Consider the following 25,993-nt stretch of genomic DNA (forward strand, 5'->3'; position numbering starts at 1 on the left):
AAAGGAGAAAAAATGTTAAAATATTTCTTTGAACCTGAAAGTGCGTGTTTGATAGGTGCTTCAACTAATCCAGAAAAACTTGGATTTAAAATTTTAAAAAATCTTATAGATGGTGGATATCAAGGTAAAATTTTTCCAGTAAATCCAAAAGCAGATACAATTCTAAATCTTAAATGTTATAAAAATGTTTCAGAAATACCCGATTCTGTTGATTTAGCCATTATCGTAATACCATCTGAATTTGTTTGTGATGTAGCAGAACAATGTGGTAAAAAAGGAGTTAAAGGACTTATTGTTATTTCAGCAGGATTTAAAGAAACAGGAAAAGAAGGGAAAAAAAGAGAAGAAAAATTAAAAGAAATTGTTAAAAGATATAAAATGCGACTTATTGGCCCAAATTGCCTTGGAATTATAGATACAAAAAATAAGTTAAATGCTTCTTTTGCTTTTGAAATGCCACCAGAAGGAAAGATTGCTTTTATTACTCAATCAGGTGCTCTTGGAACTGCTGTTTTGGACTGGGCAGTTAAAGAAAATATAGGACTTTCTAAATTTATAAGTTTTGGGAATAAAGCAGATGTTTCTGAATCTGACTTAATTGAAGAACTTGAAAATGACCCTGATACAAATGTTATTCTTCTTTATCTTGAAGGGGTAAGTGATGGCAGGAGGTTTATTGATATTTCAAAAAGAGTCAGCAGTAAAAAGCCAATAATTGTTGTAAAATCAGGAAAGACAGAAAGTGGAACAAAAACAGCAACTTCCCATACAGGTTCTTTATCAGGTTCAGATACTTCATTTAATGCAGCAACAAAACAGTCAGGGATAATAAGAGCAGATACGGTTGAAGAACTTTTTGATTTTGCAATGATTTTTTCATATCAACCAGTTATAAAAGGGAATAGAATTGGTATTGTTACAAATGCAGGTGGACCATCAGTAATGGCTGTTGATATGATAGAAGAAACAGGACTTAAACTTGCAGAGTTTTCAAATGATACTATAGAAAAACTAAAGAGTTTTTTACCTCCTGCTTCAAATATTCATAATCCTGTTGATGTTTTAGGAGATGCACAGGCAGATAGATATGAAAAGGCAATTGAGTGTGTGATTTCCGATGAAAATGTTGATAGTATTATGGCTATTTTAACTCCTCAGGTAACAACCCAGATAAAGGAGACAGCAGAGTGTATTGTAAAAATATCAAAAAAATATGATAAACCAGTAATTGCCTGTTTTATGGGTGGGAAAAGGGTTGAAGAAGGAATTAAGATTTTGAGAGAAAATAAAATTCCAAATTATTTTTCTCCTGAAAGAGGTATAGTTTCTTTTAAAGCAATGTTTGATTATAAAAAAAGAATTGAAGAAAAATCAAAAGGAAGTATTGTTGAGTTTAAAGTTCAAAAGGAGAAGGTTAAAGAAAAAATAGATTATTTTAAAAAGCAACATATAAATGTAATAGGAGATGTTGAGGGAAGAGAGATACTTGCATTATACGGGATTAATGTTATAAATTCTTTTCTGGCAAAAAATGAAGAAGAATGTGAGAAATTTTTAAAAGAAAAAGAAGGTGTTTATGTAATGAAACTTGTATCTCCTGATATAATTCACAAAACAGAAGCAGGTGGAATTAAGTTAAATATAAGAACTCCTGAGGAAGGAAAAAAAGCATTTTTAGATATAATAAATTCAGCAAAAAGATATAAACCAGATGCAAAAATTACAGGAGTTCAAATTCAGGAGATGATTGAAAAAGGTGTTGAGGTAATCGTGGGAGTGAATAAAGATAATCAATTTGGGCATTTAATAATGTTTGGTCTTGGAGGAATTTATGTTGAACTTTTAAAAGATGTATCTTTCAGAGTAATCCCAGTTACAGATATAGATGTAGATAATATGATTAATGAAATAAAAACAAGTAAAATTTTAAAAGGTTTCAGAAATATTCCAAAAGTGGATATAAATTCAGTTAAAGAGACATTATTAAGAGTATCCCAACTTGTTTCAGATTTTCCAGAGATAAAAGAAATGGATATAAATCCTTTAATAGTAAAAGAAAAAGGTTGTATTGCTGTTGATGTCAGATTTAATTTTGAAATTTAAAAACAAGGAGGCAAGGAATGAAAAATGGTAAATATTTAGTTGGTTTTATTGGTTTTGGAGGAATTGCAAGATGGGCACATTATCCAGGATGGAAAAAGTTGTCCGATGTTGAAGTTATTGGAATTTCTGATCCATCAGAAAATGTAAGGAATATTGCAAAGAATGAAATGGGAATAAAATATGTTTTTGAAAATTATGAAGAATTGTTGAAAATTGAAGAAATTGATATTATTGATATCTGTGCTCCGAATACAGTCCATTTTCCTGCAACAATAGCATCTTTAAAAGCAGGAAAGCATGTAATATGTGAAAAACCACTTGCTGTAAGCAAGAAGGAAGTTGAAGGAATGATTGAGCAGGCAAAAAAATCAGGTAAAAAACTTATGGCTGCACAACATATGAGATTTATGAAAGAGTCGGTTGCTCTGAAAAAACTGATAGATGATGGAGAACTTGGAGAAATTTATTTTGCAATTGCATATGCTTTGAGAAGAAGACATCTTCCAACAAGTTTTACATTCATAGATAAAGCACTTTCAGGTGGTGGTCCAATGTTTGATATAGGAGTACATATTCTTGATTTAACTTACTGGTTCATGGGAAGTCCAAAAGTTCATTCTGTAAAGGGTATAACTTTAACAAAACTAGCAAAGAGAAAAGATATAAGAGGGCTTTGGGGAGAGTGGGATAGAGAAAAATATAATGTAGAGGATTTTGCTTCTGGATTTGTAAGGTTTTCTGATAACAGGGCTTTAACTTTAACCTGCAGTTTTCTTGCAAATATGGAAAAAATAGATGATTTTTCAACAACTTTATTTGGAACTGAAGGTGGAATAAGATGGCCAAATGGAAAACTTGCAAAGGAGAAGAATGGGATTCTTCAGGATATTGAACTTAGATTAGATGTTTTACCAAATGTTGCTCCCCATCATGAAGAGTTAAGAGTATTTCTGGAATGTGTAAAAGAGGATAAAGAAGTACCAGTTAAACCAGAAGAGAGTCTTGAAGTCATAAAAATTCTTGAAGCAATGTATATAAGTTCAGATACAGGCAAAGAAGTTATTTTTGATAAATAAAATTATTTTTCAATTTTTAAAATTTTAACTTCTGAATTTAAAATAAAAGAAGAGAAAAATTTTGCATCTTTTTCAGAACCAACAATGTCTCCAAAATGATATGGTATTGCTATTTTTGGTCTAATTATATTTACTGCATTTGCTGCTTCTTCTGCAGTCATAGTATATGTTCCTCCAACAGGTAATATAACCACATCTGCAACTATATTTTTCATTTCCGGAATAAAGTCAGTATCACCTGCAATGTATATTTTATTTCCTCCAATTTCAATAATATATCCGCACCAGTTATTACTTTTTGGATGAAAATTTTTATTAATATTATATGCTGGAACACCTTTAATTTTAACCCATTTTAAATCAGTCTCCTGTCCTGGTTTAATTTCTATCTTTTCTCCTGTTTTGATTTTTAATATATCATGCGGTCCAATAATAACTGTATCATTTCTTATAATTTTATTGATATCATCAGGACTAAAATGGTCATAATGAGAATGAGTAATAAGAATTAAATCTGCCTTTGGTTGGTCTTTTTTAAGTTTCCATGGGTCAACATAAATATTTTTTTCACCAATTGAGATTAAAATAGAAGCATGACCGAGCCATTTAATATATTCAACCATTTTCCCACCTTCTTTCTTAACTTTAAGATATCATAATTTTAATTAGTTTTCAAATCATCATAATTTTGTAAAATTTCTCTTTTTCAATTTTATTTTTCAGCATCTGTTTCTATAAGATAAAAATATAAAAGATAAGCAAGAACAATCCTGCCAATTTCATTTGCATGTACAGGGTCTCTTAAAAATACATCATAAGGTAAATTTGAATTTTTTATATATTCACCCCAATATGCTTCAATATCAAAAAATTCAATCTTTTCTTCTTCTGAAAGTTTTTTTAATCTATATCTGTAAGAACTCTCATCATCCGGTATTTCAAATGTCCATTCGGGATTAGTTCTTGGGTCTCCTTCTTTTCCAACCGCTTTACTCATAATAATTATTTCTGTGTCTGGCTTTTTTTCTCTTACCTGTTTTACAACATTTCTTATCGCTTCTGTATCATTTTTATTACTTATCCCACCAATTATAAGTAAATCAGGATTATAATCAAGAACATACTCTTTAACTCTGTTTTCTTCCTGATAATACCAGCAACCTGTTCCTCCTCTTACAGATGTTATAATTTTTATTTTTGCTTTTGGATATATTTTTTTAAGAAGGATATCAAAAAAAGAATTTCCCGTATCATTTATGATACTGTCTCCAAGCATTACAATCCTTAAATTTTCTCCTTTTTTCAGTTTTTTCATTGTTTCAGGTATATAATTCTTTTTTATAGTAAATTTTTTAATTTCCGGGATTTTTTTGTATAAATTTTCCATCCAGTATAAAATTTCCTTTTCAGTAGCATTTTTGATTGAAATATTTTTTATTTCAAATGGAATTTTATTCCTTTCAATTTTTTGAAAAATTACTTTTCCATATTTAGCATTACATTTTCCTCTAAAATAAAAAGTGTTTTCAGTAAAATCCGTACTTTTATCAAAACTTGAATAATTATCTGCTATTAATTGATTTTTATTTTTATCATAAAAAATAATTGCCCAGAAATTTTTATAGGGTGATTTTGAAGTAAAGGTTAATTTATAAAAATTAAACTCTTTTACAGGAAAAAAATCGCTTTCCCATTTCCCTTCATTTACAGTAATTAAATCGTCATGCTTAAATATAACTTTATAGTTTGAGTTATACACAATTACTCCAATAGTCAAAAATATTATAGCAGAAAGGAAGTTTATCATTCAAAAATCTTTAAGATTTTATTAGCATTTAAATAAAGTATTTTTCTACAATCCTCTTCTGAAATTCCACTCCCAAGTAAAGCACCTATATAATAATGATGATTAAACCATGGAAAATCAGTACCAAAAAGTATCCTATCAGAACCAATTTCATAAACAAATTTTTCAATTATCCCTCTTTCATCAAGAATAGCACAAAGTTCAAGATAAACATTCTCATATTTTTTAACAAATTCAATTGCTTTTTCCCAATCACCATGAATAGAATGTCCAAGTATAAGAATTAAGTTTTTATATTTTTTTAATATTTTTTCCACCTCATCCGCTCCATCATAAATACTTCTACCCCATGTATGAGTTAAGACAATAAGTTTATTTTTATCAGCAAATTCAAAGACAGGTTTATATTTTTTATCTGAAAGGGGTATTTTATGATAATCAGGTAAAAGTTTCAAACCAACATATACATCTCTGTATTTATCAAATGTACTTAAATCTTTCTCTACTACTTCAGGATAATTTGGATTTATTCCGCAATATGCTTTAAATTTTTCAGGATATTTCCTAACTGCTTCTATATTGTACTTATTCCCTTCCTCAGGATAAAGAAGTGCATAATTATGACAGAAAACAATTAATTTTACACCAGCCAGTTCCATTCTTTTTGCCATGGTATCAGGGTCAGTATAAGGCATATGACTTCCATAAAAAAGTCCCATATGGCAGTGGATGTCTATTACAGGACAATCTTCTAACTTTCCCTTTTTTAAAAATTCCTTCCAGAGTTTATTCATATTTTATCCTTTTAATTATTCTCTCTATATTTTTATGTGCAATCTTTTCTTTATCTTTTTCATTTATTTCTGCATGTACAAGTTGTAGAATTGATGCCTCAAAATACCTTTCAGGAAAACCGCTTCCAAAAACAATTCTTTCTGCTCCATATTTTTTAACTGTTTCCTCAATTCCACCTTCCTGTAAAGAAAGTAAACTTGATTCAAGATAAACATTTGGGCATTTTTCAATTAATGGCCATGTAAAACGATTTGTATTCCAGATACCAAGATTACATAAAATACAGGTTAATTTTGGAAAATTATTTAAAATTGAATAAACATCTCTATAATCAACAGAAAAACCACTTAATAAATCAAAAAAAACAGGAAAATTTTTATATTCAAGTTCAGAAAGAAAATCACCAAAAGTTATTTTATCTAAAATATAGTTATGTTTCTTTGGAAAAAAATTGAAACCAACAATTTTTTTATTTTTTAAATCTTTAAAATCTATTTTCTTTATTTCGTCTGTTTGAAATGGTAAAAGTGTAATTATTCCATAAAATTTTTCTTTATCTGCAATCTCTTTTATTAAAATTTCATTTCCGAATTCAGGATGGACATCTCTCTGGGAAATATGATAAACTATCGCCTTTTTTATATTCAACTCATCAAGTTTTTCAGAGATTCGCTTTAAAGAAACAGATATTTTCTTTATATCATCTTTCAAATTTCCAAACCAGACATTTACATCAAAAAATTCAATATTCATTTTTTATAAACTTCTTCCACTGCCTTTTTTATTTTTTTTACCTTTTCCTTTATATCTTTATCTTTCCAGTCAGGATTGACAGAAATTAAAACAGTTCTGCTTAAATTCTCTATTGATTTTGGATACATTTCTTTTGTATAAGTATGTCTTAAATTTTGATTTTCAGGGAAATTATATGGATTCAATCTTTCCTTATGCCATATTCTCTTTTCAATTACCGGCTTCCAGTCAAACCATACATGTTTTCCTGAATCAATAGGTCTGTAGCCACCAGCAATTTCAACAAACTTTTTTGCGGTATTTTCGTCATCAAATCTAAAACCAATCATAATTCCACAATCTCCTTCTATATCATTTGAAGGAATAAACTTAATTCCTGGATAATCAATAAGTTCTTCCATTATTCTTCTTTTGTTTTTCCTCAAATCCTTCAGTATTTTATCAAGCCGTTTTAACTGAACTCTCATTATTGCACCCATAATTTCACTTGCTCTGAATTGTAGTCCAAGAAAAATAGGAATTGAAAATTCACCAGCATAGGGTCTGAAAGCAGTTCCACTATCATGAAATATACTTGCCTTTTCGTAAATTATTCTATCATCTGTTACAAGACCACCACCTTCACCACAACTTATTACTTTGAAATAATTAAAACTGTAAGCGCCCGCATCTCCCCATGTACCCAATCTTTTACCTTTAAAACTTCCACCGACTGCCTGACAGCAATCTTCAAGTACTTTTAAATTATATCTTTTCGCAATATTCATTATCTTTTCCATATTACAAGGAAATCCAACCATATGAACAGGAATAATTGCCTTTGTATTTTTTGTTATCTTTTTTTCCAGATCTATCGGGTCCATTGTACATGTTTCATCAACCTCAACCACAACAGGAATTGCTCCAACCATAAGAACTGCAGTTGCAGTTGCCATAAAAGTATATGATGGAATTAAAACCTCATCTCCAGGTCCAATATCAAATCCTACAAGTCCACAAATTAATGCAGCAGTTCCTCCTCCATTTAAAAGTAAAGCATATTTAGTTCCAATTTTCTTAGCCCATTCCTTTTCAAACTTATCACACTCACTCAATTTTCCACTTTTAACCCTGAATAACTCCTTACTTTTTATTACTTTTTCAACTGCCTTTACTTCTTCTTTCCCTATTCTATACATGATATCCTCCTTTTTTATTTTTAATTATATAATTTTTAAGATTTACTTCAAACATTTTGAGACAAAAGGGGAACTCTATTGACCAGAAGTTTTTCAGGATGTATGATTAAAAAGTAAAAATGGAAATTTATAAAAATCTGATTAAAATAAAAAAGCAGGAGTTGTTTCTTTTTTTTATAACCTTTTTATATGTTTCTTTGAGAAGTTTTTTACTGGAAAAATTTAAAACCTACTATTTTTTTCTTTTTTTCTTTGAAATTTATTTTACAATTTCAGTATATGCTGGAATTAAAAAATGTGTCTATGATGAAACATTTACTTTTTCTGATATATTCAGGGACGGATTTTATTTTTTCCCATCTATTTTACTTTATAATCTTCTTATAAGTTTGCTTGCTGGAATTATTTATTTAATTGCTTTAAGTGCAATTTCTTCAATCAAAATACTTTCATTTTTTTCTTTTTTTCTTTTCTTTATAATAGTTGTGTGGGCTGCACTACCATTTTTTTATATTTTTTTAACTCTTTATACCCCTTTTATAATTTTAGCGGAAAACGAGACAATTTTTGAGGGAATTAAGAAAAGTTATGACTTCATGAAAAACAAATTATCAGAACTTATAAATTTATTTTTTCCGTTTTTGGTTTTCTGGGTTTTTTTCTTTACAATTTTTCAAAAATATGATAAAATAACTTTCTTAAAAATTATTTTATTATTTTTAGTTTCTTTTCTTGAAATTTTGACAATTAAAACAGTTTTTCTTGTATACAAAGGAGTTAAAAAATGAAAGAAATTTTTGAGATAAGATGGCATGGAAGAGGAGGTCAGGGAGCAAAAACAGCAGCACTTCTTTTTGGAGATGCTTGTATTTCAACTGGTAAATATATACAGGCATTTCCTGAATATGGACCTGAAAGAATGGGAGCACCTGTTGCTTCTTTTAACAGAATAAGTTCCTCTCCAATAAGAATTCACTCTGGTATTGAAAACCCTGATGTTGTCGTGGTTCTTGATTTTTCACTTGTAGAACAGATTAATGTTTGTGAAGGTCTTGATGAAAAAGAAGGTATTTTACTCATTAACTCTCCTTTATCTCCAGAAGAAATTAAAAAAAAGATAAATTTTAAAGGGAAGGTATACACTGTTGATGCTTCAAAAATTGCAATGGAGACAATTGGAAGGAATATACCGAATACTCCAATGATGGGTGCTCTTGTGAAGGTTACAGGGATACTTACACTTGAAGAATTGTTGAAAGATACAGAAAAAAAATTGCAGGTGAAATTCAGAAATAAACCAGAAGTTATTGAAGGAAATCTGAAAGCAATAGAAAGAGCATATAATGAAGTGAAAGGAGATTGAAATGGAAAAAAAGTTGACATGGAAAGAATTACCAGTTGGAGATATACTTGAAGGGGGTAGTTCTTTAAATTTTAAAACAGGAAATTGGAGAAGCAAAAAACCTGTTCATATTCCTGAAAAATGTATTAATTGTTTTATATGCTGGATAAGTTGTCCTGATGATGCTATTGTCGTTGATTCAGAAAAAGGGAAATGGTCTCACTTTAATTATGATTACTGTAAAGGTTGTGGAATATGCGCCTATGAATGTCCTAAAAAAGCAATAGAAATGAAGGATGAGGGGGAAAAATGAAAAAGAAAATTTATTTATTAGGGGTTTTACTTTTATCAGGATGGATTTTTTCAGGTGCTGAATATTTGATTTTTAAGAATGAGAAGGAAAAATTGAATAAACAACTGATTGAAAAAGAAATGGAAATAACAACTTATAAAAGCATACTTGGAGAAGTGGAAAAAGCGCAGAAAGATATAGATAACATCATAAACAATTTAAATAACTTAAAGTTAAAACTTCAAACAATGGAAGAAAAAATTAAAAAGGGAGATGAAAATGGGAATAAAAGTAGCGAAAACAGCCAATGAAGCATTTGCAGAAGGGATGAGACAGATAAACCCAGATGTTGTTGCTGCATATCCAATAACACCTGCAACTGAAATTGTCCAGATTTTTTCTCAATTTGTTGCTGATGGACGTGTTAAAACAGAATTTATACAGGTTGAAAGTGAACATTCAGCAATGAGTGCCTGTATTGGAGCAAGTGCAGCAGGTGCAAGAGCAATGACTGGAACTTCTTCACAGGGACTTGCTTTAATGTGGGAAATGCTCTATATTGCTTCTGGATTTCGTTTACCAATAATAATGGCAGTTGTCAATAGAGCACTTTCCTCACCTATTAATATTCACTGCGACCATTCAGATACTTTTGGAGCAAGGGATAGTGGATGGATACAGATTTATTCAGAAAATGTTCAGGAGACATATGATAATTTAATACAGGGAGTAAGAATTGCTGAACATCCTGAAGTTAGATTACCCTGTATGATTATGACTGATGGATTTATTTTAAGCCATTGCCTTGAAACAATGGAGATGCTTTCAGACGAAGAAGTTCAGGAATTTGTTGGAAATCCACCTGAAAGAGAAAATCTGATAAAGGCATTGATTGATGGGAAACCGATAACAATAGGAGCACTTGATTTACAGGACTATTATTTTGAACATAAAAGACAGCAGGCAGAAGGGATGAGAAATGCTTTAAAAGTTATACTTGAAATAGGAAAGGAATTTGGAGACAGATTTGGAAGATATTATGAATTTGTGGAAAATTATAAACTTGAAGATGCAGATATAGGAATTGTTGTTATTGGTTCAACTGCTGGGACAGGAAAAGAAGTTGTTGATAGTTTAAGAAAAAAAGGAATAAAGGCAGGACTTTTGAAAATAAGGGTTTTAAGGCCTTTACCAGTTGAGGATATCAAAAATTCATTAAAAAATTTAAAAGTTGTTGGAATTATGGATAGAGTAGAAGGTATGAATGCTTTTTGTGGTCCATTATATTCTGAAATTTCTGCATGTTTATATGACCTTGAAAAAAAACCTATTTTAACTGATTTTGTTTATGGACTTGGTGGAAGAGATGTAAAGATTGAAGATGTTGAAATAATTTTTAATGATTTACTAAAAATTCTGGAAAAAGGGAAAAAGGACTTTACATTAAAATATATAGGAGTAAGGGAATAATTCGGAGGACGGTCCTCCGAAAAAAAAGGAGGAAAAAATGCCAAGTATAAGAGAACTTGCGAAAAGAGAAAGTAGATTTATTTCAGGTCACAGATTGTGTGCTGGTTGTGGAGCAGGAATAGTTATGCGACTTGTTCTACTTGCTATTGATAAACCTGTTATTGCTTCCTGTGCCACAGGATGTGTTGAAGTTGCATCTACAATTTTCCCTTATTCAGCATGGAAAATTCCATGGATACATTCTGCATTTGAAAATTCAGCAGCAACAATAAGTGGAATAGAGGCAGCATACAATGTTTTTAAAAGAGAAGGGAAAATTGATAAAGATATTGTATTTGTTGGTTTTGGAGGAGATGGTGGAACTCATGATATTGGATTTCAGGCATTAAGTGGAGCTGCTGAAAGAGGTCATAATGTTTTATATGTTTGTTACAATAATCAGGCATATATGAATACAGGTATACAGAGGTCAGGAGCAACTCCTAAATATGCTCATACAACTACTTCTCCTGTTGGAAAAGTAATTCCCGGTAAAATTCAGTGGCAGAAAAATCTTGTTGAAATTATGGTTGCACACGGAATTCCGTATGCTGCAACTTCTATACCTGGAAGATGGAATGACCTTGTAAATAAGGTTGAAAAAGCAGTAAAAATTAATGGTTTTAAATTTATAGAAGTTTTATCACCATGTCGTCTTGGCTGGCCTCATGAACCTGAACTGACGATGGAAATTTCACGGCTTGCAGTTGAAACATGTATCTGGCCATTATATGAAGTTGTAGAAGGTAAATATAAACTCACTTACAAACCAAAAGAGAAAAAACCGGTAAGTGAATGGTTTAAATTACAGGGAAGATTCAGACACTTACTTTTACCTCAAAACAGTGGTTTACTTGAAAGCATACAGAAAGAAGTTGATAGAAGATGGGAAGATTTATTGAAAAAATGTGAAAGTTAATTTAAAATTGAAAAATGAATTCTTTATTTATAGGTTTAATCGGGTTAACATTATTTGCAATTTCCTATATTCTCTACGGTAAATATCTGGAAAAATTATGGGAAATTGATGAAAGAAGAAAAACACCTGCCTATACAAAAACAGATGGGATTGATTATATACCTGCAAAGCACTGGTTAATTCTCTTTGGACACCATTTCTCTTCAATTGCCGGTGCTGGTCCAATTCTAGGTCCTGTTATTGCTATATGTGTTTGGGGATGGGGACCTGCTTTACTCTGGATAATTTTAGGTTCTATTTTTCTTGGCGGAGTTCATGATTTTTCCTCACTTGTTTTAAGTGTTAGAAATGAAGGACAGACAGTTGGAGAAATAACAAAAAAACTTCTCGGAGATAAAAGCAGGGTAATCTTTTCGTTCTTTTTATGGTTTTCTCTAATCCTTGTTGTTGCTGTTTTTTCCGCAGTAACTGCTAAAACATTTATTTCAGAACCACCAATTGTACTTCCTACTTTTTTTCTTATAATAGATGCAGTAATTTTTGGATTTCTTGTATATAGAAAAAACTTTTCAATTTTTTATTCCACAATTCTATGTCTTTTTCTACTTTTTTTATTTTTTCTGACCGGAAGTAAAGTACCTGTTGTTATACAATTTAATCCATTAAAAATCTGGATAATTATTCTTTTAATATACAGTTTCGTAGCAAGCGTTTTACCTGTAAATATTCTTTTACAGCCAAGGGATTACCTTTCTTCTTTCGTTCTTTTTGCCGGTATAATTTTTGGTTATATAGGACTTATAACAACACATCCATCTGTAAAAGCACCTTTTTATATTTCATTTTTTTCTCAATCAGGTGCTCTCTGGCCAATGATGTTTGTTATTATTGCCTGTGGTGCTATAAGTGGATTTCATGGTCTTGTTTCAAGTGGAACGAGTTCAAAACAGATTGCGAATGAAAAAGATATAAGAAAAATCGGTTATGGTGGAATGCTAACTGAGGGTTTCTTATCTATACTGGCTCTTTTATGTGTATCTGCTGGGCTTTTCTGGAAAGGTCCCAGTCCTGAGTTAAATTATCCAGATTTGATGAAACAGGGGGACTGGATTGGAACATTTGCAACCGGTTATGGACATATTTTAAAAAGAATACTTGACCCTAAAATCGGTAAATTATTTGCAATTGTGATGATAAACAGTTTTGTTTTGACAACTCTTGATACTGCAACAAGAATAACAAGATATATAACACAGGAATTATTTGGAGAAACTTTCAGAATTAAACCTTTTAAAAATAGATATCTTGCAACAGTTCTTGTTATAGTATTTTCTGGTTATCTTGCTTTTGGTAACTGGCAGAAAATCTGGCCTGTTTTCGGTGCTTCAAATCAACTTGTTGCCGGTATTATATTACTTTTATGCGGTTGCTATCTTCTGCAGAAAAGGAAAAATGCATTATCAACATTAATCCCTGCTTTAATAATGTTTATGACAACTATGGTTGCTCTTACAATTCAGATGTTATCCTTTTACTCTCAAAAACATTTTTTACTTGGAAATATAAGTTTAATTTTAATAATTCTCTCAATATTCGTAATAAATGAGAGTTTGAAGATAATACTTCATCTGAAAAGAAAGGAGAAATATGAAAAAAGAAGCACTTGAAGGAGAAATAGAATATCTATGTTTTGATAAACTTCCTTTACATGATTCAACCTGGGGATTATGTACAGGTGTTGATGGGAATATTTACATTGCTGCATGTGGAGAGTGTACAGGAGGATTGAGTGTTTTCATTTTAAGATATTTACCCGATAAAGAAAAACTTGAATACTTGATAGAAGTTGGTCCTGAAGTCGGGGAACCAGCAGATAATGGACATGCAACTCAATCAAAAATTCATTATTGTTTAATTCCGGGGAGTGATGGATTATTATACTGTGCAACACATGCAAGTGGTCCACCAGTAAATCATCCTTTCTGGAGACCATGGAACACATGGGATGATGAAAGTGTAAGATTTCCTGGTGCCTTTATTTTTACTTATGACCCTGTAAAAAATAAAATAAATAATTTTGGTATTGGTCCTAAAAGAGAGGGTAGTAGATGTCTTGCATATGATGAAAAGAGAAAAAAATTATATGGAATTACATGGCCCAGAAATCATGTTTATGTTTACTATATTGATTCCCATACTTATATTGACCTTGGAAGAATAGGAGATATAAATCCTCAAGCAATTTTTCTTGACAAATATGGAAATGCTTATACAACAGATGATTATGGTTTTATTTTAAGAATTGATGCAGAAACAAATGAGATAAAAAAACTTAAGGTGAGATGTCCCTATGAAAATTATAGATATGGATGGCATAATGTAACATATGATGTTGTTCCTTCTCCTGACTGGCAGTGGTTTTACGGGACTGACTGGGGATATGAATCAAGATTATGGAGATTTACACCTTACAAAGAAGAAGGAGTTATGGAAGATTTAGGGAGAGCATGGGGACCTGTGGATTTTAAAACAGACAGAAACCTTGAAAGATGGCAGGTTAGAGGGCTTGTTTTTGGAGCAGATAAAAAACTTTATTTTGCAATGAGAAGTGGATGGGAGGATGAAGAACACACCTATATTATAAGATTGAATACAGAAACAGGAGAAAGAGAAAAGGTCTGTTCTTTAACTTTTGGAGAACATAAACCAAGGGCAATTGCAAGTGCAACATTTGATTTTTATGGAAATTTATATTTTGCAGAAGCGGGAGTTTCACCGACAGGTATGTATATTTATAGACCGAATTATGTTAAAAAAGATAAAAAACTTTTTTCCTGGAAAGATGTAAAATTATGGGGGTAGAAAATGGAAAATTTAGAAAAAGAACTTGAAAAGAGGAAGTGGCCAAAAAGACCTGAAATACATATAAATTTTAAAAAATATAATTCCTATGTAACATATGGAAGAGTTGAAAATAGGAGTTTACGGCTTTTCCAATCACTTTCAGAACCAATTCCTCCTGAAGAGTGTGCAATAACATCTCTCTGTAAAGGGAAAAACAGAAAAATTTATGGTGCAACAAGTGGAAAGAGAAGTCATCTTTTTTATTACAGTTTCTCACCCGAGGGAGACGGTGTCTGTGATATAAGCATAATTGAGGGAGCAAAAAGTGTAAAAAATTCTTTATGTGTTGATAAAACAGGAAAGATATGGGGTGGAGTGAGCGAAGGAGAGAAAGGTTATATTTTCTGTTATGATACATCTGGTGACCATATGGGAGAAGGAGGGACTTTTTCAGGAGAAATAAAAATAATTTCAGAACCAGTACCGGGAGAATTTATTGTTTCTTTAATATGTGATGAGGATAAAAATGTTTTATATGGAATAAGCAGTGAGAGTGGATACTTTTTCATTTATGATATAACAAAAAATGAAGTTTCAATCAAAGGACAGATAGATAAAAATAAACTTTTTTCTTCTGTTCTTGTAAAAGATAATAAAGGTAATGTCTATTTTTTCGGTCAGTTATGTCAGATGTTTAAGTATTCTCCGGAAGAAGACAAAATTATACCTCTTGATATATATGCTCCATGTCTTGCAGGAAGAACGTTTTATAACAGAGTTCAATCTGTGTGTTTTAATGAATATGATGGATTTATATACGGTGGTGTTTCTCCAGATGGTATACTTTTTGCTTACAATCCTGAAACAAATTTTTTAAGAATGATAGGAAGGGTCACTCCTGAAAAAGATATACCTTGTTTAACAGTAGGTAATGATGGAATTGTTTATGGAATTAGTGGAGAAAAGGATGGAATGGCACATTTATTTTCCTATGACCCTGATAGTTACTCTTTGAAAGACCTTGGATTACTATATACCACTATTGAAATTCCATGGCATGGTTATGAATTTTCTTCTGCCTGTACTGGAGATTTTGGTGAGATATATCTTGGAGAGAGTGATAGAATAAGTCATTTATTTATATATTTCCCGCCAATTCCAAAAAGGAAAAAAATAACCTGAAAATTGTCTATTAAAGTTGAAAGTGGTAAAATTATATTTAAAATGTATAAAGTACTTGCAAGAAAATACAGACCTCAGAATTTTGATGAAGTTTGCGGGCAGAAAGATATTGTTGAAGTTATAAAAAGGTCAATAAAATTTAATAAAGTTGCGCATGCTTATCTTTTTGCAGGACCAAGAGGAGTTGGTAAAACAACAATAGCAAGAATATTTGCTAAATGTTTAAACTGTGTTGAAGGTCCTGCTCTAAATCCCTGTAATAAATGTGACAGTTGTATAGAAATAACAAATAGTGCTTCTCTTGATGTTCTTGAAATTGATGGTGCTTCAAACAGAGGAATAGATGAAATAAGAAATATAAGGGAAAATGTGAATTTATTACCTGCAAAATCAAGATTTAAAATTTATATAATAGATGAAGTTCATATGTTAACACCGGAAGCATTCAATGCTTTACTCAAAACACTTGAAGAACCACCCCCTTACATAAAATTTTTCTTTGCTACTACTGCTCCTGAAAAAATTCCACTTACTATAATTTCAAGATGTCAGAGATTTAATTTGAAACCGCTTAAAAAAGATGAAGTTAAAAATAAAATCATGGAAATATGTGGAAAAGAGAATATTGAAATAGAGGAAAAAGCAATAGATGAGATTTATGATTTCTGTGAAGGGTCTTTAAGAGATGCCATAAGTTTACTTGAACAACTTTCTGTTTTTTCTGATGAGAAAATAAAACATCAGGATGTCAGGTATTTACTCGGGCTTCCAGAAGAAAAGAGTATAGAGGAAATACTTAAAAATATTCTGGATAAAAATTATACAAAAAGTATAGAAAATCTTCATAAACTTATTTCTGATGGAAAAGACCCGGTATTGATTCTTGAAGGAATTATAAAAAAAGTAAAGGATATAGTGATTTCTAAACTTGATATTGAAAAAATTGAAATAGATGAGCAACTGGTAAAAAGGTTTAATAATTTAAAAACAGAAGAAATTTTTGAAGGTATTGAATATATTGTTGAATTTAAGAGTATATTGAGAAGAGAAAGAGAACCTGTTTTATTTACAGAAGTTCTTATTTTGAAATTACTTCAGTTGTGGGGAAACAATAAAAAAGAATTAAAAGAAGAAATTAAGATTGAGAAAAAAGAGGAAAATAAGATTAAGAAAGAAGAAGAAATTACAGATGAAAAAAAAGAAAATATGGGAACAATTTTTGATTTTAAGGAGGAAAAAGAAACTGAAAAAAATGAGAAAGAAGAAGGACAGAAAATTGAAGAAAAAAAAGAAAATAAAGAGTTCAACTGGGAAGAAATTTTGAAAAAAGTTAAACATTTCAGACCCACACTTGAAGCAGCACTGAGAGAAGGAAAACTTGATAGAATTGAAGGAGAAAATATTTACATATTATTTGATAGTAAGTACAATTTCCATAAATCAATGGTTGAAAACATATCTAACAAGATAAAAATAGAAAAAATAATTTTTGATTTAACCGGAAAAAAATATAAAATAATACCGATTTTAAATAAAAACAGTAAGTCAATCATTGAAAATCCGGAGGTTAAAAAAATAATAGAGTTTTTTAATGGCGAAATAATAAAAATGGAGGAATGAAATGGGAATATTTGATAATCTGAAGCAGATGGCGCAATTAAAACAGCAGGCATCTCAGTTTCAAAAAATGCTTGAATCAAAGATAGTTGAAGTTTCCTCTTCTGGTAATGAAGTAAAGATTAAAATAAATGGGAAGATGGATATTTTGAGCATTGAAATTTCTGAAACATTATTGAAGCCAGAAAATAAAGTAAATCTTGAAAAACTTATTAAAAAAACATTTAATGAAGCAAGAGGTAAAGTAGAAAAAATAATTGCCAGTGAACTTAAATCACAGATTGGTTTTCCATTTTAAAAATGGGATTATATCCTGAAATAATAGAGACACTTATAGAAAAACTGAAAAAATTACCGGGCATTGGTCCTAAAAGTGCTGAAAGAATTGTTTATTATTTAATCCAGAGCGATGATAATGAAGTGATTTCTCTTGGAGAAACGATTATATCTTTAAAAAAACAGATTAAATTGTGTAAGAGATGTTTTAATTTTGCTGAAAAAGAGTTATGCAATATATGCCTTGATGAAAAAAGAGAAAATATTTTATGTATTGTAGAAGAGGTTAAGGATTTAATTTCTATTGAAAAAACAAATTTTAAAGGAAGGTATCATGTTTTATGGGGCAGAATTTCAATGCTTGATAATATTACTCCAGAACAACTTAAAATTCCCCAACTTATAGAAAGAATAAAAAGTGAAAATATACAAGAAATTATAATAGCAACAAATCCAACCGTAGAAGGAGATAATACAGCCGAATATATATCAGAAATATTAAAGAAACTTGGAATTAAACACTCAAGATTAGCGATTGGACTTCCTCTTGGAAGTGAACTTGAATATATAGATAGCCAGACATTGAAAAAAGCGATTGAAGGGAGGAGAGAATTATAAGGTTTTTTTTTGACATAACATACATAATTTTCTCTTTTATAGGAAAATATTTCCCCGAAAAAATCTGTTATTTTATTGCTTATATTCTCACCGAATTAAGATATTTTTTTACCCCCTCATTGAGAAAGATAATGAAAAAAAATCTCAAAATAATTCTTGAATTTAAAGAAAAAAGAAATTTATGAGAAAAAGAATTGAATAAATATGTTAAGGGAGTTTACATAAATTTTGGCAGATATATGACCGAATTTTTTACAATTCCGAAACTTAATTATGAAAAGGTAAAAGAGAAAGTAATTGTTGAAAATATTGAAGTTCTTGATTCTGCGTTGAAGAAAGGGAGGGGAGTTATTGCATTAACAGCACATATTGGAAACTGGGAACTGGCAGGAGTTGTTACCTCAATACTTGGTTATAAAATATGTGCAATTGCAATTCCGTATATGACACCAAAGATAACAGAAATTTATAGAAGAATAAGGGAAAGTAAAGGGGTTGAAGTAATTTTTACTGGCTCAAATCCCAAAGATTTTATCAGGTTCAAGAGGGAAAATAAAGTCCTTGCGATACTCGGAGATAGGGTTTTTACTGAAAAAGGAGAAGTTGTTAATTTTATGGGGAAGAAAGCAATTTTTCCGAGAGGACCTGCTACTCTTGCAGTAAAATTGAAGACAGAATTTATTTCAGGATTTTTTGTTAGGGAAAATGATAGATATAAACTTTTTTTTGAAGAAATTAACTATCCACCTGAAAACTTAAGTGAAGAGGAAAAAATAGATTATCTTCTGAATGAAAGTGTAAAAAAAATAGAAAAAGTTATATTAAAATATCCAATGCAGTGGTTAAGTTTTCAGAATATATGGGCTGAATAAAATGAGAAAAAAGAAAAAATATAATTTTAAAGACCTTCTGAAAATTATGGAAAAAATAAGAGAAAACTGTCCCTGGGATAAAAAACAAACAAATGAAAGTATTTTGAAATACTTAAAAGAAGAAACAGAAGAATTTACCAATGAGGTTAATAAAAAAAATTATGATGGGATGAAGGAAGAATTAGGGGATATACTCTGGCAGGTTGTGTTTCATTCTCAGATTATGAAGGAAAAGGATATATTTACAATTGATGAAGTTATTGACTATCTCTGCAAAAAAATGATTAAAAGACATCCTCATGTTTTTGGAAATAAGAAAGTAAAGGATGAAAAAGAAGTAATTGAAAACTGGGAAAAATTAAAACAAAAAGAAAAGTCCCACTAAATCCCACCTTAAAGGTGGGATTTGGAGATGAAGGAAGGACAATAGATTTATAAGTCATTTAACTTTGAATAAAAAAGTTGACAAAAAAAGTGTATTTTATTATTTTTATAAAAAGGGTAAAAATGAAAGGGGAATTTAAAAAAATTTTTAAATTTATTTTTTTCATATATATTTTCTTTCACTTTCTCTGTTTTTCTCAGATTATTCAAACAAAAGGGATAAATTACGAAAAAGAAAATGAAAAAAGTGTATTGTGTTTTTGGAGGACAGAAAGTAATTCTCAATCTTATAGTTTACGGAAAAATACCTGAAAAAGTAAATATAAATGCAGATATTTTTCAGATTGCAAGAAATACTGCTTTGCCTTTAAAAAGGACATCTCTATTACAATAGAAGAAAAAATAAAAGAAAAACCATATACTGAAATAAATTTTCCTTTTGAAGTTCCATCAGTAAAGAATAAAAGTGAATTTTTAATAAGATATAAGATTTACATTCCTGAAGAAAAAAGTTGGAAAATTATAGGTGCCACAAAATTATATGTATATCCTCCTGATTTATTAAAACCATTTAAAATTTTCTCAGAAAAGTATTCAGTTTATCTTCCAGGGAATATTGAAAAACTGAGTGAATTTTTTAAAAAGGAGGAGATTAAATTTGAAAAAATTTATTTTGACGATTTAGATAAAGTTGAAAAACCATCTATTATTTTTACTGAGATTATAGATGAAAGAGATAATATTCCGAAAAAAATGCCTTCAGGAACATTAATTATTGTTTTTCACACAGAAAATATAGAAATTCCTTATATCAAGATTGAAGAAAACCATGGTTTAAGAATAGATGTAAAAATGCCAATTATAGATAACATTACAAGTCCTGAATATCAAGAACTTTTTATTAAAATTTTCAATATTGCACTTGAAAATTTAAACATTAAAAAGGAGGTGTTTTATGAAGAAGGTCTTAATTAGTTATTTTATTATCTCATTTCTTTTTATAGTTGGTTTTTCTTATTCTGAAGTAAAAAGCAATCAATTTATAAGTGTTGCAGTTTCTGATTTTGAATCAACTATACCAAAAATGGAGAGAATCGGATCCCAAGTTTCCTCTATTATATCTGCAAATCTTTCACTTGATGAAAGAATAATACTTGTTGAAAGGCAGGATTTAAACAGAATACTTGAAGAGATGCAACTTGGAATGACAGGAACAATTTCTTCGGATTCAGCGGTAAAAATTGGAAATTTAACAGGCGCAAAAGTTTTAATTACTGGTAGAGTTTTTGAAGATAAAAATAAACTTTACATAGCAGCAAAAATTATTGGAGTAGAGACAGGAAGGGTTTACACAGAAATGATTGTATTTCCATTAGAAGACAGTTTGAATGATGAAGTTGTAAAACTTTCGGCAAAGATAAGGAATGTAATATTGCAAAAAACGGATACTCTTATGGTAAAAGAAAAAAAGAAAGAGGATGTAATAAATAGTATTAAAAAACTGATAGAAGGCAAGAAATTAACTGTAGTTGCAGTAGAAGTCAGAGAAAGTCATTTAAGGCAGTTGGTAGTTGACCCAGCAGTTGAGACAGAACTTGTCTATATTTTAAAAGAACTTGGTTTTGAAATTGTTGATAGAAATAAATCAGAGAAAAAACCTGAAGTTTTAATAACAGGAGAAGCATTCAGCGAATTTGGGACAAGAAAAGGTGGGCTTGCAATATGTAAGGGAAGGGTGGAAATAAAAGCAATAAAGGTTGATAACGGACAAATTCTTACAGTTGAAAGACAGAAATAGGTATTGACCTTTCAGAAAATATTGCAGGTAAAAATTCTCTTCAGAATGCAGCAGTTTTAATTGCAGGAAGATTGATTCCCAAAATAGTCAGTAAATAAAAATGTTTAAGAGTAAAATTTTATTTTTAATATTATTTTTTATTTTCTCTTTTTTCTTTTTCAGTTACTCAGATAATATAAAACTTGCGATAATAGACATTGGTAAAGATAAAGTACCGAAAGAACTTTTTGATTTCATTTATTTTTCATTTAACAACTATCCTGAAATTGCTTTAATTGAAAGAGAGGAGATAGAAAAAATTTTTAAGGAACAGCAAATTTCAATAAGTTTTTCAGGAGAAAATGTAATAGAGGTAGGGAAACTTCTTTTTGCTGACAGTTTTTTAATGATAGAACTACGACAAAAAGAGAAGAAAAACTATATAAGATTTCAACTTGTTGAAACGCATTATGGTATAAAACTCTGGAGCAGTTCAATGTTACTACCAGATAGTAAGGGAGAATACGGAAAAATAGCAGAGGATATATCAAAAGTAGTCAGTCAGAGAATAAAGAGGATAAAAATACCGTTAGAGGAATTGATACTTTTAGGACTTACAGAGATAAGGAGTGAGGAGATAACAAGGAAGTGGGATTATATAGGAGATGAACTTAAGATAAATATAGAAGAGATTTTAAGTTTGTATCCTGAAGTTATATTGCTGGAGAGGAAAAGAACAGGTATATTGATGGAAGAAAGAGATATAGTAAAGGGATTGCCTGAAAAATTGATTTCTTCTGCAATATATATAGATGGTTCATACAGGATAAATAGAGAAAAAAAAGAATATATTGTAGAAGTTTATATAAGGGGAAGGCAGAATGAAAAAAAGATATTTGAAATAAAGGAGGAAGGAGAGATAAATAAACTGTCTGATATATGGAATTGAGAGAAACAGAAAAAGCATTATCATTGATTGAAAGTGCCGTTGCTATTTCTCCTGACTCACCTGACTATAATTCAAAATTACTGCTACTTTTAACTTATAAGTTAGGAGAGAAAAAAGATGCACAGGAAAAATTAAAAATGTTTCTTAAATGTATTAAATTGATTGATAAATTTTTTGAACAGGTAAATAAGGATAAAAAGGTGTTTTATATATGGAAAAATAATTTGATAAGTTTTTTACTTTCCATTACTGATTCACTTCCAACGACAAAAGAATTGAAATATGACAGTGAAGCACAGCAAATAATTAAAAAAGTCCATGAAAATTTTTGGGAGTTAATTGATTTTTATAAAGATATTGTATTGAATGACCCTTTTTATCTTGCAAAAAATAAAAATTTTGAAAAAATGAGAACAATGGAATTATACACTATTCTTAGAGTTGCTAATTATGGAATAAGATTTTGTCCTGATATTAAAGTAGCAATAGAAAAATCAAGGGAGATATTATCATTGTGTATTGAGAAAAAAATAATTATTCCAGATATAACAACCGAATTCTGGGTTATAGGACTGGAAGGAATTGTAAGACCTGTGATTTTTAAAAAATATAAAGATGTGGAATGGCTTGATGAAAAAAATATCTCTCAAGTAGAAAAAGAAATAGAAAAATATCTGAGTGAATTACATGAAGGTGATAATATACTGATAAAACTTAGTAAAGAAAGAGTACAGATATTTTTTCCATGGGAAATTGAAAAAAATCTTGAAAAATTAAAAACTCATTACAGAAAATATTTTGAAATTCTTAAGGATGAAAATTTAGAAAAACTTCCAAATTTTAATGTTGTTGAATTTCTTTTTCATACAGGTTGTGAAATTGTTAGATACTTTTTAGTGAACAGAAGAATGAAATTTATAAAGAAGTTTTAGAGATGATTATAGAAAGTTATATTGAATTAATTGTATGGGCTCATAAAAATAATAAGTATAAAAATTATTCATACGATAATTGGCAACAACTTTTAATAACAAATATTACTTCCTATCTTACAAGTAGTGGACTCATAGAAAACAATAAAGATAATAAAGAAATAATAAAAGAAGTACTTGAAAAAAATATTTTTAAACCTCAGGACAATCAATACTTCCTCAATTCATCGCTTTTATAAATGATTATAGAAAAACTTACAAAGCACAGAGTATTTCTATACAGGTGAAAAATATTAATCCTATTCCTGTTTTGTCAATTGATGACCTTTTTTCTTCTAATATCCCAAATTTCATTATGAAAGAAAAAAAATCAACCATATTCAGAAAAATAATCTGGGAAGATAATATTGTGGTATTGTAGTTTTAAGTTCTGATGGATATATGGGCTTTTTAAAATTAAATAAAGAAAACTTTAAACCGCTTTCCTTTCAATATCATAAAATATTATCTCAAAACTTTTCTTTAAATTCAATTGTAAATTATAAAGATGATATTTTTATTGCTTCAAATTCGGGTATTTATGTTTTTCCATCAGAGAGACCCCTTTACATAATGAATGAAGAAAATGGTCTTGTCTGTGAAAATATAAAAACTCTTGAAATTCTTAATGATAAACTTTATGCAATAGCAGAGGGTTCTGTAAAAGGTCTTATTGAAATAGATTTAAAAACAGGAATATCAAAAATAATTTTTTCAAAAAAGCAGGAGGAAAATAAAAAAGGAATAGAAGGAAAGACAATCGCTGGAATTAAATCAGATAAAGAGGAAAAAATTTTTTGGATTGTTGTAGGAAAAAGGGATCCATTAATTTGTTCGGCAGAAGACGAAACCGCAATTTTCAAATATAATCCTGAAACAGGAAAGTATGAAAAATTTAAATATTCTTACCAAAAGACAGAAGATTGGTTAAACTTTGCTGGACTATTAGATTTTGATGATTTTAAAAAAAATAAAAATCATTTAATATTATCAGTATTTCCCAAAATGATTGTACAAAAAGATAATTCCCTTTCAGAAAAATACTGGATATGCGACATATTTGATTTTGACATTAAAAATAGAAATCTGAAAAGATATATAATAAAAAGTCCATCAGAAGAAGAATCTTTATGGAATGAAAAAAAACAGCCCTTTACAATTATTCCATTAGAAAATAAATATTTAGTAGTCAGCAAACAAAATATGATTATTTTTGAACAAGAAAGCGGAAATGTTGAGGTAATATGGCAGAACAAAACAGATAAAACAAAATATATAAATGATATTATACTTACAGAAAAAGGTTTATTTGTTTTAACCAGTGACACTCTTTACTTAATTCCTGAGATTAAAAATTGATATTGAAAACACTAATAAAATCAACCATCTTCAATGTCCACCTTAAAGGTGGGCAGGATTAATATCTGCGGTCACCTTCAAATAAAATAAGTTTATATGTGAATTCTCTTGTTTCAAAAGGTGCAAGAGTTAATGTGAATTTTACACTGCCTATATCATATTTTTCCCACTGAATATTTTTATCAACCTCAATCTTCCAGTACTGATGGGGGAAATTTCTCTTTATTTCAACCTTAACCGGTAAATTTTTATAATTTGTAACCTTAATTTTATATATTTTTTCTTCTTCCCAGCCAGAAATATTACCATCCTTATTAAAAACAAAATTCTTTTTTTTCAAATCCATCAATTTAGTATCAATTTTCACTTCTTTACTTTCTCCGAGGTCAAGTTCAACTTTTTCTCCAATCGGTATATATTTTGTTTTATCTGAACCCATATAGGATAAATTTCCTTCTTTATTTGTATATTTGAAAATTTTTATCAATCCATCAGGAAGTGGTTCTTTTCCAAGTTTGTGATTCTGGTCATTTGCAAATTTTATAAATCTTCTTGCATTTTTTCCATATCTTTCTTCTTCATATTTATAAAAAAATTCAACAGGAATATCCTTTTGTGAAAATGAAAGTAATCTTTTTGACCATTTATCAGGTAAGTTCTCTGTTCCCTCAATTGTATATAAAAAGTATTCAGAAACCCCTTCTTTTATAATCTCTTTTTCCTTTGCTTCTGCTAAAACTGCCTTTGCTGCTTTTAACATTTCAACTCCTCTTTCTTTTTCTATCAATGGAGCAGGTGGTAAATATCCAGGAGTTCCATAGGGAGGATATCTTTTTGCAAGAACTCTTATCATCTCAAGTAAATTTATTTTTCCAACAACAAGACGAACAGATGCATTTTCATAATCCTCTCCACTTTTATTTATAACCTTCACATATCCTTTCAATTCCATACTTTTTTCATCATTTGATAAAGTCCCTATATAAAATGCTTCCCATGATATTCCAGATGTAAAATATGAAATTTCAAATGGAATCTTTTTTGAAAACTTTGACTCAATTTTCCATAATCCAAGTTCGCTAACTCTTGGTGGAAAAATGAGTTGAGAAATATTTATAGAAGCAACATCCTGTTTTGGTATAAGGTCAAGAGATGTAGGGTCAATAAGTGTATTTGCCCACGAAAACTGTAAACTGTTTTCTCCCTTTTTTAGTGTCAGTATTCTCTCATCCCTTACAAGTGTTAAATCAGCAGAATTATAAATTGTGAGTTGAACTTTTTCCCTTGAAGGTAAAGTAACAAGGTCAACCTTTGCAAAAAGATTTAAAACAAAAATCAAAAAAATTAAAAATATTTTATTTTTCATCTTA

Annotated in this window: 29 protein-coding genes; 23 read left to right on the forward strand and 6 right to left on the reverse strand. The window is 29.6% G+C overall.

Annotated features, from left to right (window positions below):
- The first annotated feature begins 12 nt into the window (after positions 1-12).
- Positions 13-2,103, forward strand: coding sequence for an acetate--CoA ligase (locus PKV21_01225; protein HOM26110.1), 2,091 nt, complete (start codon positions 13-15; stop codon positions 2,101-2,103).
- Positions 2,104-2,120: 17 nt separating this feature from the next.
- Positions 2,121-3,179, forward strand: coding sequence for a Gfo/Idh/MocA family oxidoreductase (locus PKV21_01230; protein HOM26111.1), 1,059 nt, complete (start codon positions 2,121-2,123; stop codon positions 3,177-3,179).
- A 2-nt stretch (positions 3,180-3,181) separates the two neighbouring features.
- On the opposite strand, the gene PKV21_01235 is transcribed toward PKV21_01230, so the two are convergent.
- From PKV21_01235 to PKV21_01255, 5 genes are all read right to left on the reverse strand, one after another.
- Positions 3,182-3,802, reverse strand: a complete 621-nt coding sequence (locus tag PKV21_01235; GenBank protein HOM26112.1) for an MBL fold metallo-hydrolase — start codon at positions 3,800-3,802, stop codon at positions 3,182-3,184.
- 89 nt (positions 3,803-3,891) lie between these two features.
- Positions 3,892-4,986 (reverse strand): SGNH/GDSL hydrolase family protein, encoded by a 1,095-nt coding sequence (locus tag PKV21_01240; protein ID HOM26113.1) that lies wholly within the window; start codon positions 4,984-4,986, stop codon positions 3,892-3,894.
- Entirely contained in the window at positions 4,983-5,780 is a 798-nt protein-coding gene (locus PKV21_01245) for a TatD family hydrolase (GenBank protein HOM26114.1), read from the reverse strand. Before PKV21_01245 ends, PKV21_01240 begins: the two co-directional genes overlap by 4 nt.
- On the reverse strand, positions 5,773-6,534 hold the full coding sequence (locus tag PKV21_01250; protein HOM26115.1) for an amidohydrolase family protein: 762 nt from the start codon (positions 6,532-6,534) through the stop codon (positions 5,773-5,775). Before PKV21_01250 ends, PKV21_01245 begins: the two co-directional genes overlap by 8 nt.
- Entirely contained in the window at positions 6,531-7,712 is a 1,182-nt protein-coding gene (locus tag PKV21_01255; protein ID HOM26116.1) for a DegT/DnrJ/EryC1/StrS family aminotransferase, read from the reverse strand. Before PKV21_01255 ends, PKV21_01250 begins: the two co-directional genes overlap by 4 nt.
- A 119-nt stretch (positions 7,713-7,831) precedes the next feature.
- On the opposite strand from PKV21_01255, the gene PKV21_01260 reads away from it, so the two are divergent.
- From PKV21_01260 to PKV21_01360, 21 genes are all read left to right on the forward strand, one after another.
- Complete coding sequence (locus PKV21_01260; GenBank protein ID HOM26117.1) at positions 7,832-8,500, forward strand: hypothetical protein; 669 nt, start codon at positions 7,832-7,834, stop codon at positions 8,498-8,500.
- Positions 8,497-9,075: a 2-oxoacid:acceptor oxidoreductase family protein gene (locus PKV21_01265; GenBank protein HOM26118.1), complete on the forward strand. Its 579-nt coding sequence runs from the start codon at positions 8,497-8,499 to the stop codon at positions 9,073-9,075. Before PKV21_01260 ends, PKV21_01265 begins: the two co-directional genes overlap by 4 nt.
- Position 9,076: 1 nt before the next feature.
- Entirely contained in the window at positions 9,077-9,367 is a 291-nt protein-coding gene (locus tag PKV21_01270; GenBank protein ID HOM26119.1) for a 4Fe-4S binding protein, read from the forward strand.
- Positions 9,364-9,657: a hypothetical protein gene (locus tag PKV21_01275; protein HOM26120.1), complete on the forward strand. Its 294-nt coding sequence runs from the start codon at positions 9,364-9,366 to the stop codon at positions 9,655-9,657. Before PKV21_01270 ends, PKV21_01275 begins: the two co-directional genes overlap by 4 nt.
- On the forward strand, positions 9,626-10,816 hold the full coding sequence (gene porA, locus PKV21_01280) for a pyruvate ferredoxin oxidoreductase (protein HOM26121.1): 1,191 nt from the start codon (positions 9,626-9,628) through the stop codon (positions 10,814-10,816). Before PKV21_01275 ends, porA begins: the two co-directional genes overlap by 32 nt.
- A 37-nt stretch (positions 10,817-10,853) precedes the next feature.
- Positions 10,854-11,774 (forward strand): thiamine pyrophosphate-dependent enzyme, encoded by a 921-nt coding sequence (locus PKV21_01285; protein HOM26122.1) that lies wholly within the window; start codon positions 10,854-10,856, stop codon positions 11,772-11,774.
- A gap of 14 nt (positions 11,775-11,788) precedes the next feature.
- Positions 11,789-13,441 carry a carbon starvation protein A gene (locus PKV21_01290; protein HOM26123.1) on the forward strand — a complete coding sequence of 551 codons (1,653 nt, stop codon included), beginning with the start codon at positions 11,789-11,791 and terminating at the stop codon, positions 13,439-13,441.
- A complete protein-coding gene (locus PKV21_01295) occupies positions 13,422-14,636 on the forward strand; it encodes a hypothetical protein (GenBank protein HOM26124.1) in 1,215 nt (404 codons plus the stop codon). Before PKV21_01290 ends, PKV21_01295 begins: the two co-directional genes overlap by 20 nt.
- A gap of 3 nt (positions 14,637-14,639) precedes the next feature.
- On the forward strand, positions 14,640-15,800 hold the full coding sequence (locus PKV21_01300) for a hypothetical protein (protein HOM26125.1): 1,161 nt from the start codon (positions 14,640-14,642) through the stop codon (positions 15,798-15,800).
- Between the two features lie 42 nt (positions 15,801-15,842).
- Positions 15,843-17,420 carry a DNA polymerase III subunit gamma/tau gene (gene dnaX / locus PKV21_01305; protein ID HOM26126.1) on the forward strand — a complete coding sequence of 526 codons (1,578 nt, stop codon included), beginning with the start codon at positions 15,843-15,845 and terminating at the stop codon, positions 17,418-17,420.
- A gap of 1 nt (position 17,421) precedes the next feature.
- The gene (locus PKV21_01310; GenBank protein HOM26127.1) at positions 17,422-17,715 is read left to right on the forward strand and encodes a YbaB/EbfC family nucleoid-associated protein; all 294 of its coding nucleotides are present in this window, start codon (positions 17,422-17,424) and stop codon (positions 17,713-17,715) included.
- 2 nt (positions 17,716-17,717) lie between these two features.
- Positions 17,718-18,311 carry a recombination mediator RecR gene (recR, locus tag PKV21_01315; GenBank protein ID HOM26128.1) on the forward strand — a complete coding sequence of 198 codons (594 nt, stop codon included), beginning with the start codon at positions 17,718-17,720 and terminating at the stop codon, positions 18,309-18,311.
- A gap of 194 nt (positions 18,312-18,505) precedes the next feature.
- Positions 18,506-19,183 carry a lysophospholipid acyltransferase family protein gene (locus tag PKV21_01320; GenBank protein ID HOM26129.1) on the forward strand — a complete coding sequence of 226 codons (678 nt, stop codon included), beginning with the start codon at positions 18,506-18,508 and terminating at the stop codon, positions 19,181-19,183.
- A gap of 1 nt (position 19,184) precedes the next feature.
- A complete protein-coding gene (locus tag PKV21_01325; GenBank protein HOM26130.1) occupies positions 19,185-19,568 on the forward strand; it encodes a MazG nucleotide pyrophosphohydrolase domain-containing protein in 384 nt (127 codons plus the stop codon).
- Positions 19,569-19,805: 237 nt separating this feature from the next.
- Positions 19,806-19,961, forward strand: a complete 156-nt coding sequence (locus PKV21_01330) for a hypothetical protein (GenBank protein ID HOM26131.1) — start codon at positions 19,806-19,808, stop codon at positions 19,959-19,961.
- Positions 19,962-20,320: 359 nt separating this feature from the next.
- Positions 20,321-20,542 carry a hypothetical protein gene (locus tag PKV21_01335; protein HOM26132.1) on the forward strand — a complete coding sequence of 74 codons (222 nt, stop codon included), beginning with the start codon at positions 20,321-20,323 and terminating at the stop codon, positions 20,540-20,542.
- Positions 20,523-21,365, forward strand: coding sequence for a CsgG/HfaB family protein (locus PKV21_01340; GenBank protein ID HOM26133.1), 843 nt, complete (start codon positions 20,523-20,525; stop codon positions 21,363-21,365). Before PKV21_01335 ends, PKV21_01340 begins: the two co-directional genes overlap by 20 nt.
- Before the next feature lie 100 nt (positions 21,366-21,465).
- Positions 21,466-22,293, forward strand: coding sequence for a hypothetical protein (locus PKV21_01345; GenBank protein HOM26134.1), 828 nt, complete (start codon positions 21,466-21,468; stop codon positions 22,291-22,293).
- Positions 22,284-23,225 carry a hypothetical protein gene (locus tag PKV21_01350; protein HOM26135.1) on the forward strand — a complete coding sequence of 314 codons (942 nt, stop codon included), beginning with the start codon at positions 22,284-22,286 and terminating at the stop codon, positions 23,223-23,225. The genes PKV21_01345 and PKV21_01350 overlap by 10 nt, the downstream gene beginning before the upstream one ends.
- A 2-nt stretch (positions 23,226-23,227) precedes the next feature.
- Positions 23,228-23,464 carry a hypothetical protein gene (locus tag PKV21_01355; protein HOM26136.1) on the forward strand — a complete coding sequence of 79 codons (237 nt, stop codon included), beginning with the start codon at positions 23,228-23,230 and terminating at the stop codon, positions 23,462-23,464.
- Between the two features lie 202 nt (positions 23,465-23,666).
- Positions 23,667-24,623: a hypothetical protein gene (locus PKV21_01360; protein ID HOM26137.1), complete on the forward strand. Its 957-nt coding sequence runs from the start codon at positions 23,667-23,669 to the stop codon at positions 24,621-24,623.
- Between the two features lie 58 nt (positions 24,624-24,681).
- Here the strand turns inward: PKV21_01360 and PKV21_01365 are convergent.
- The coding region (locus PKV21_01365; protein ID HOM26138.1) for a DUF4139 domain-containing protein at positions 24,682-25,993 on the reverse strand (1,312 nt) is incomplete at its 5' end.

It is taken from the genome of bacterium (assembly GCA_035371905.1).
In the GTDB taxonomy this organism is placed as follows: Bacteria; Ratteibacteria; UBA8468; order B48-G9; family JAFGKM01; genus JAMWDI01.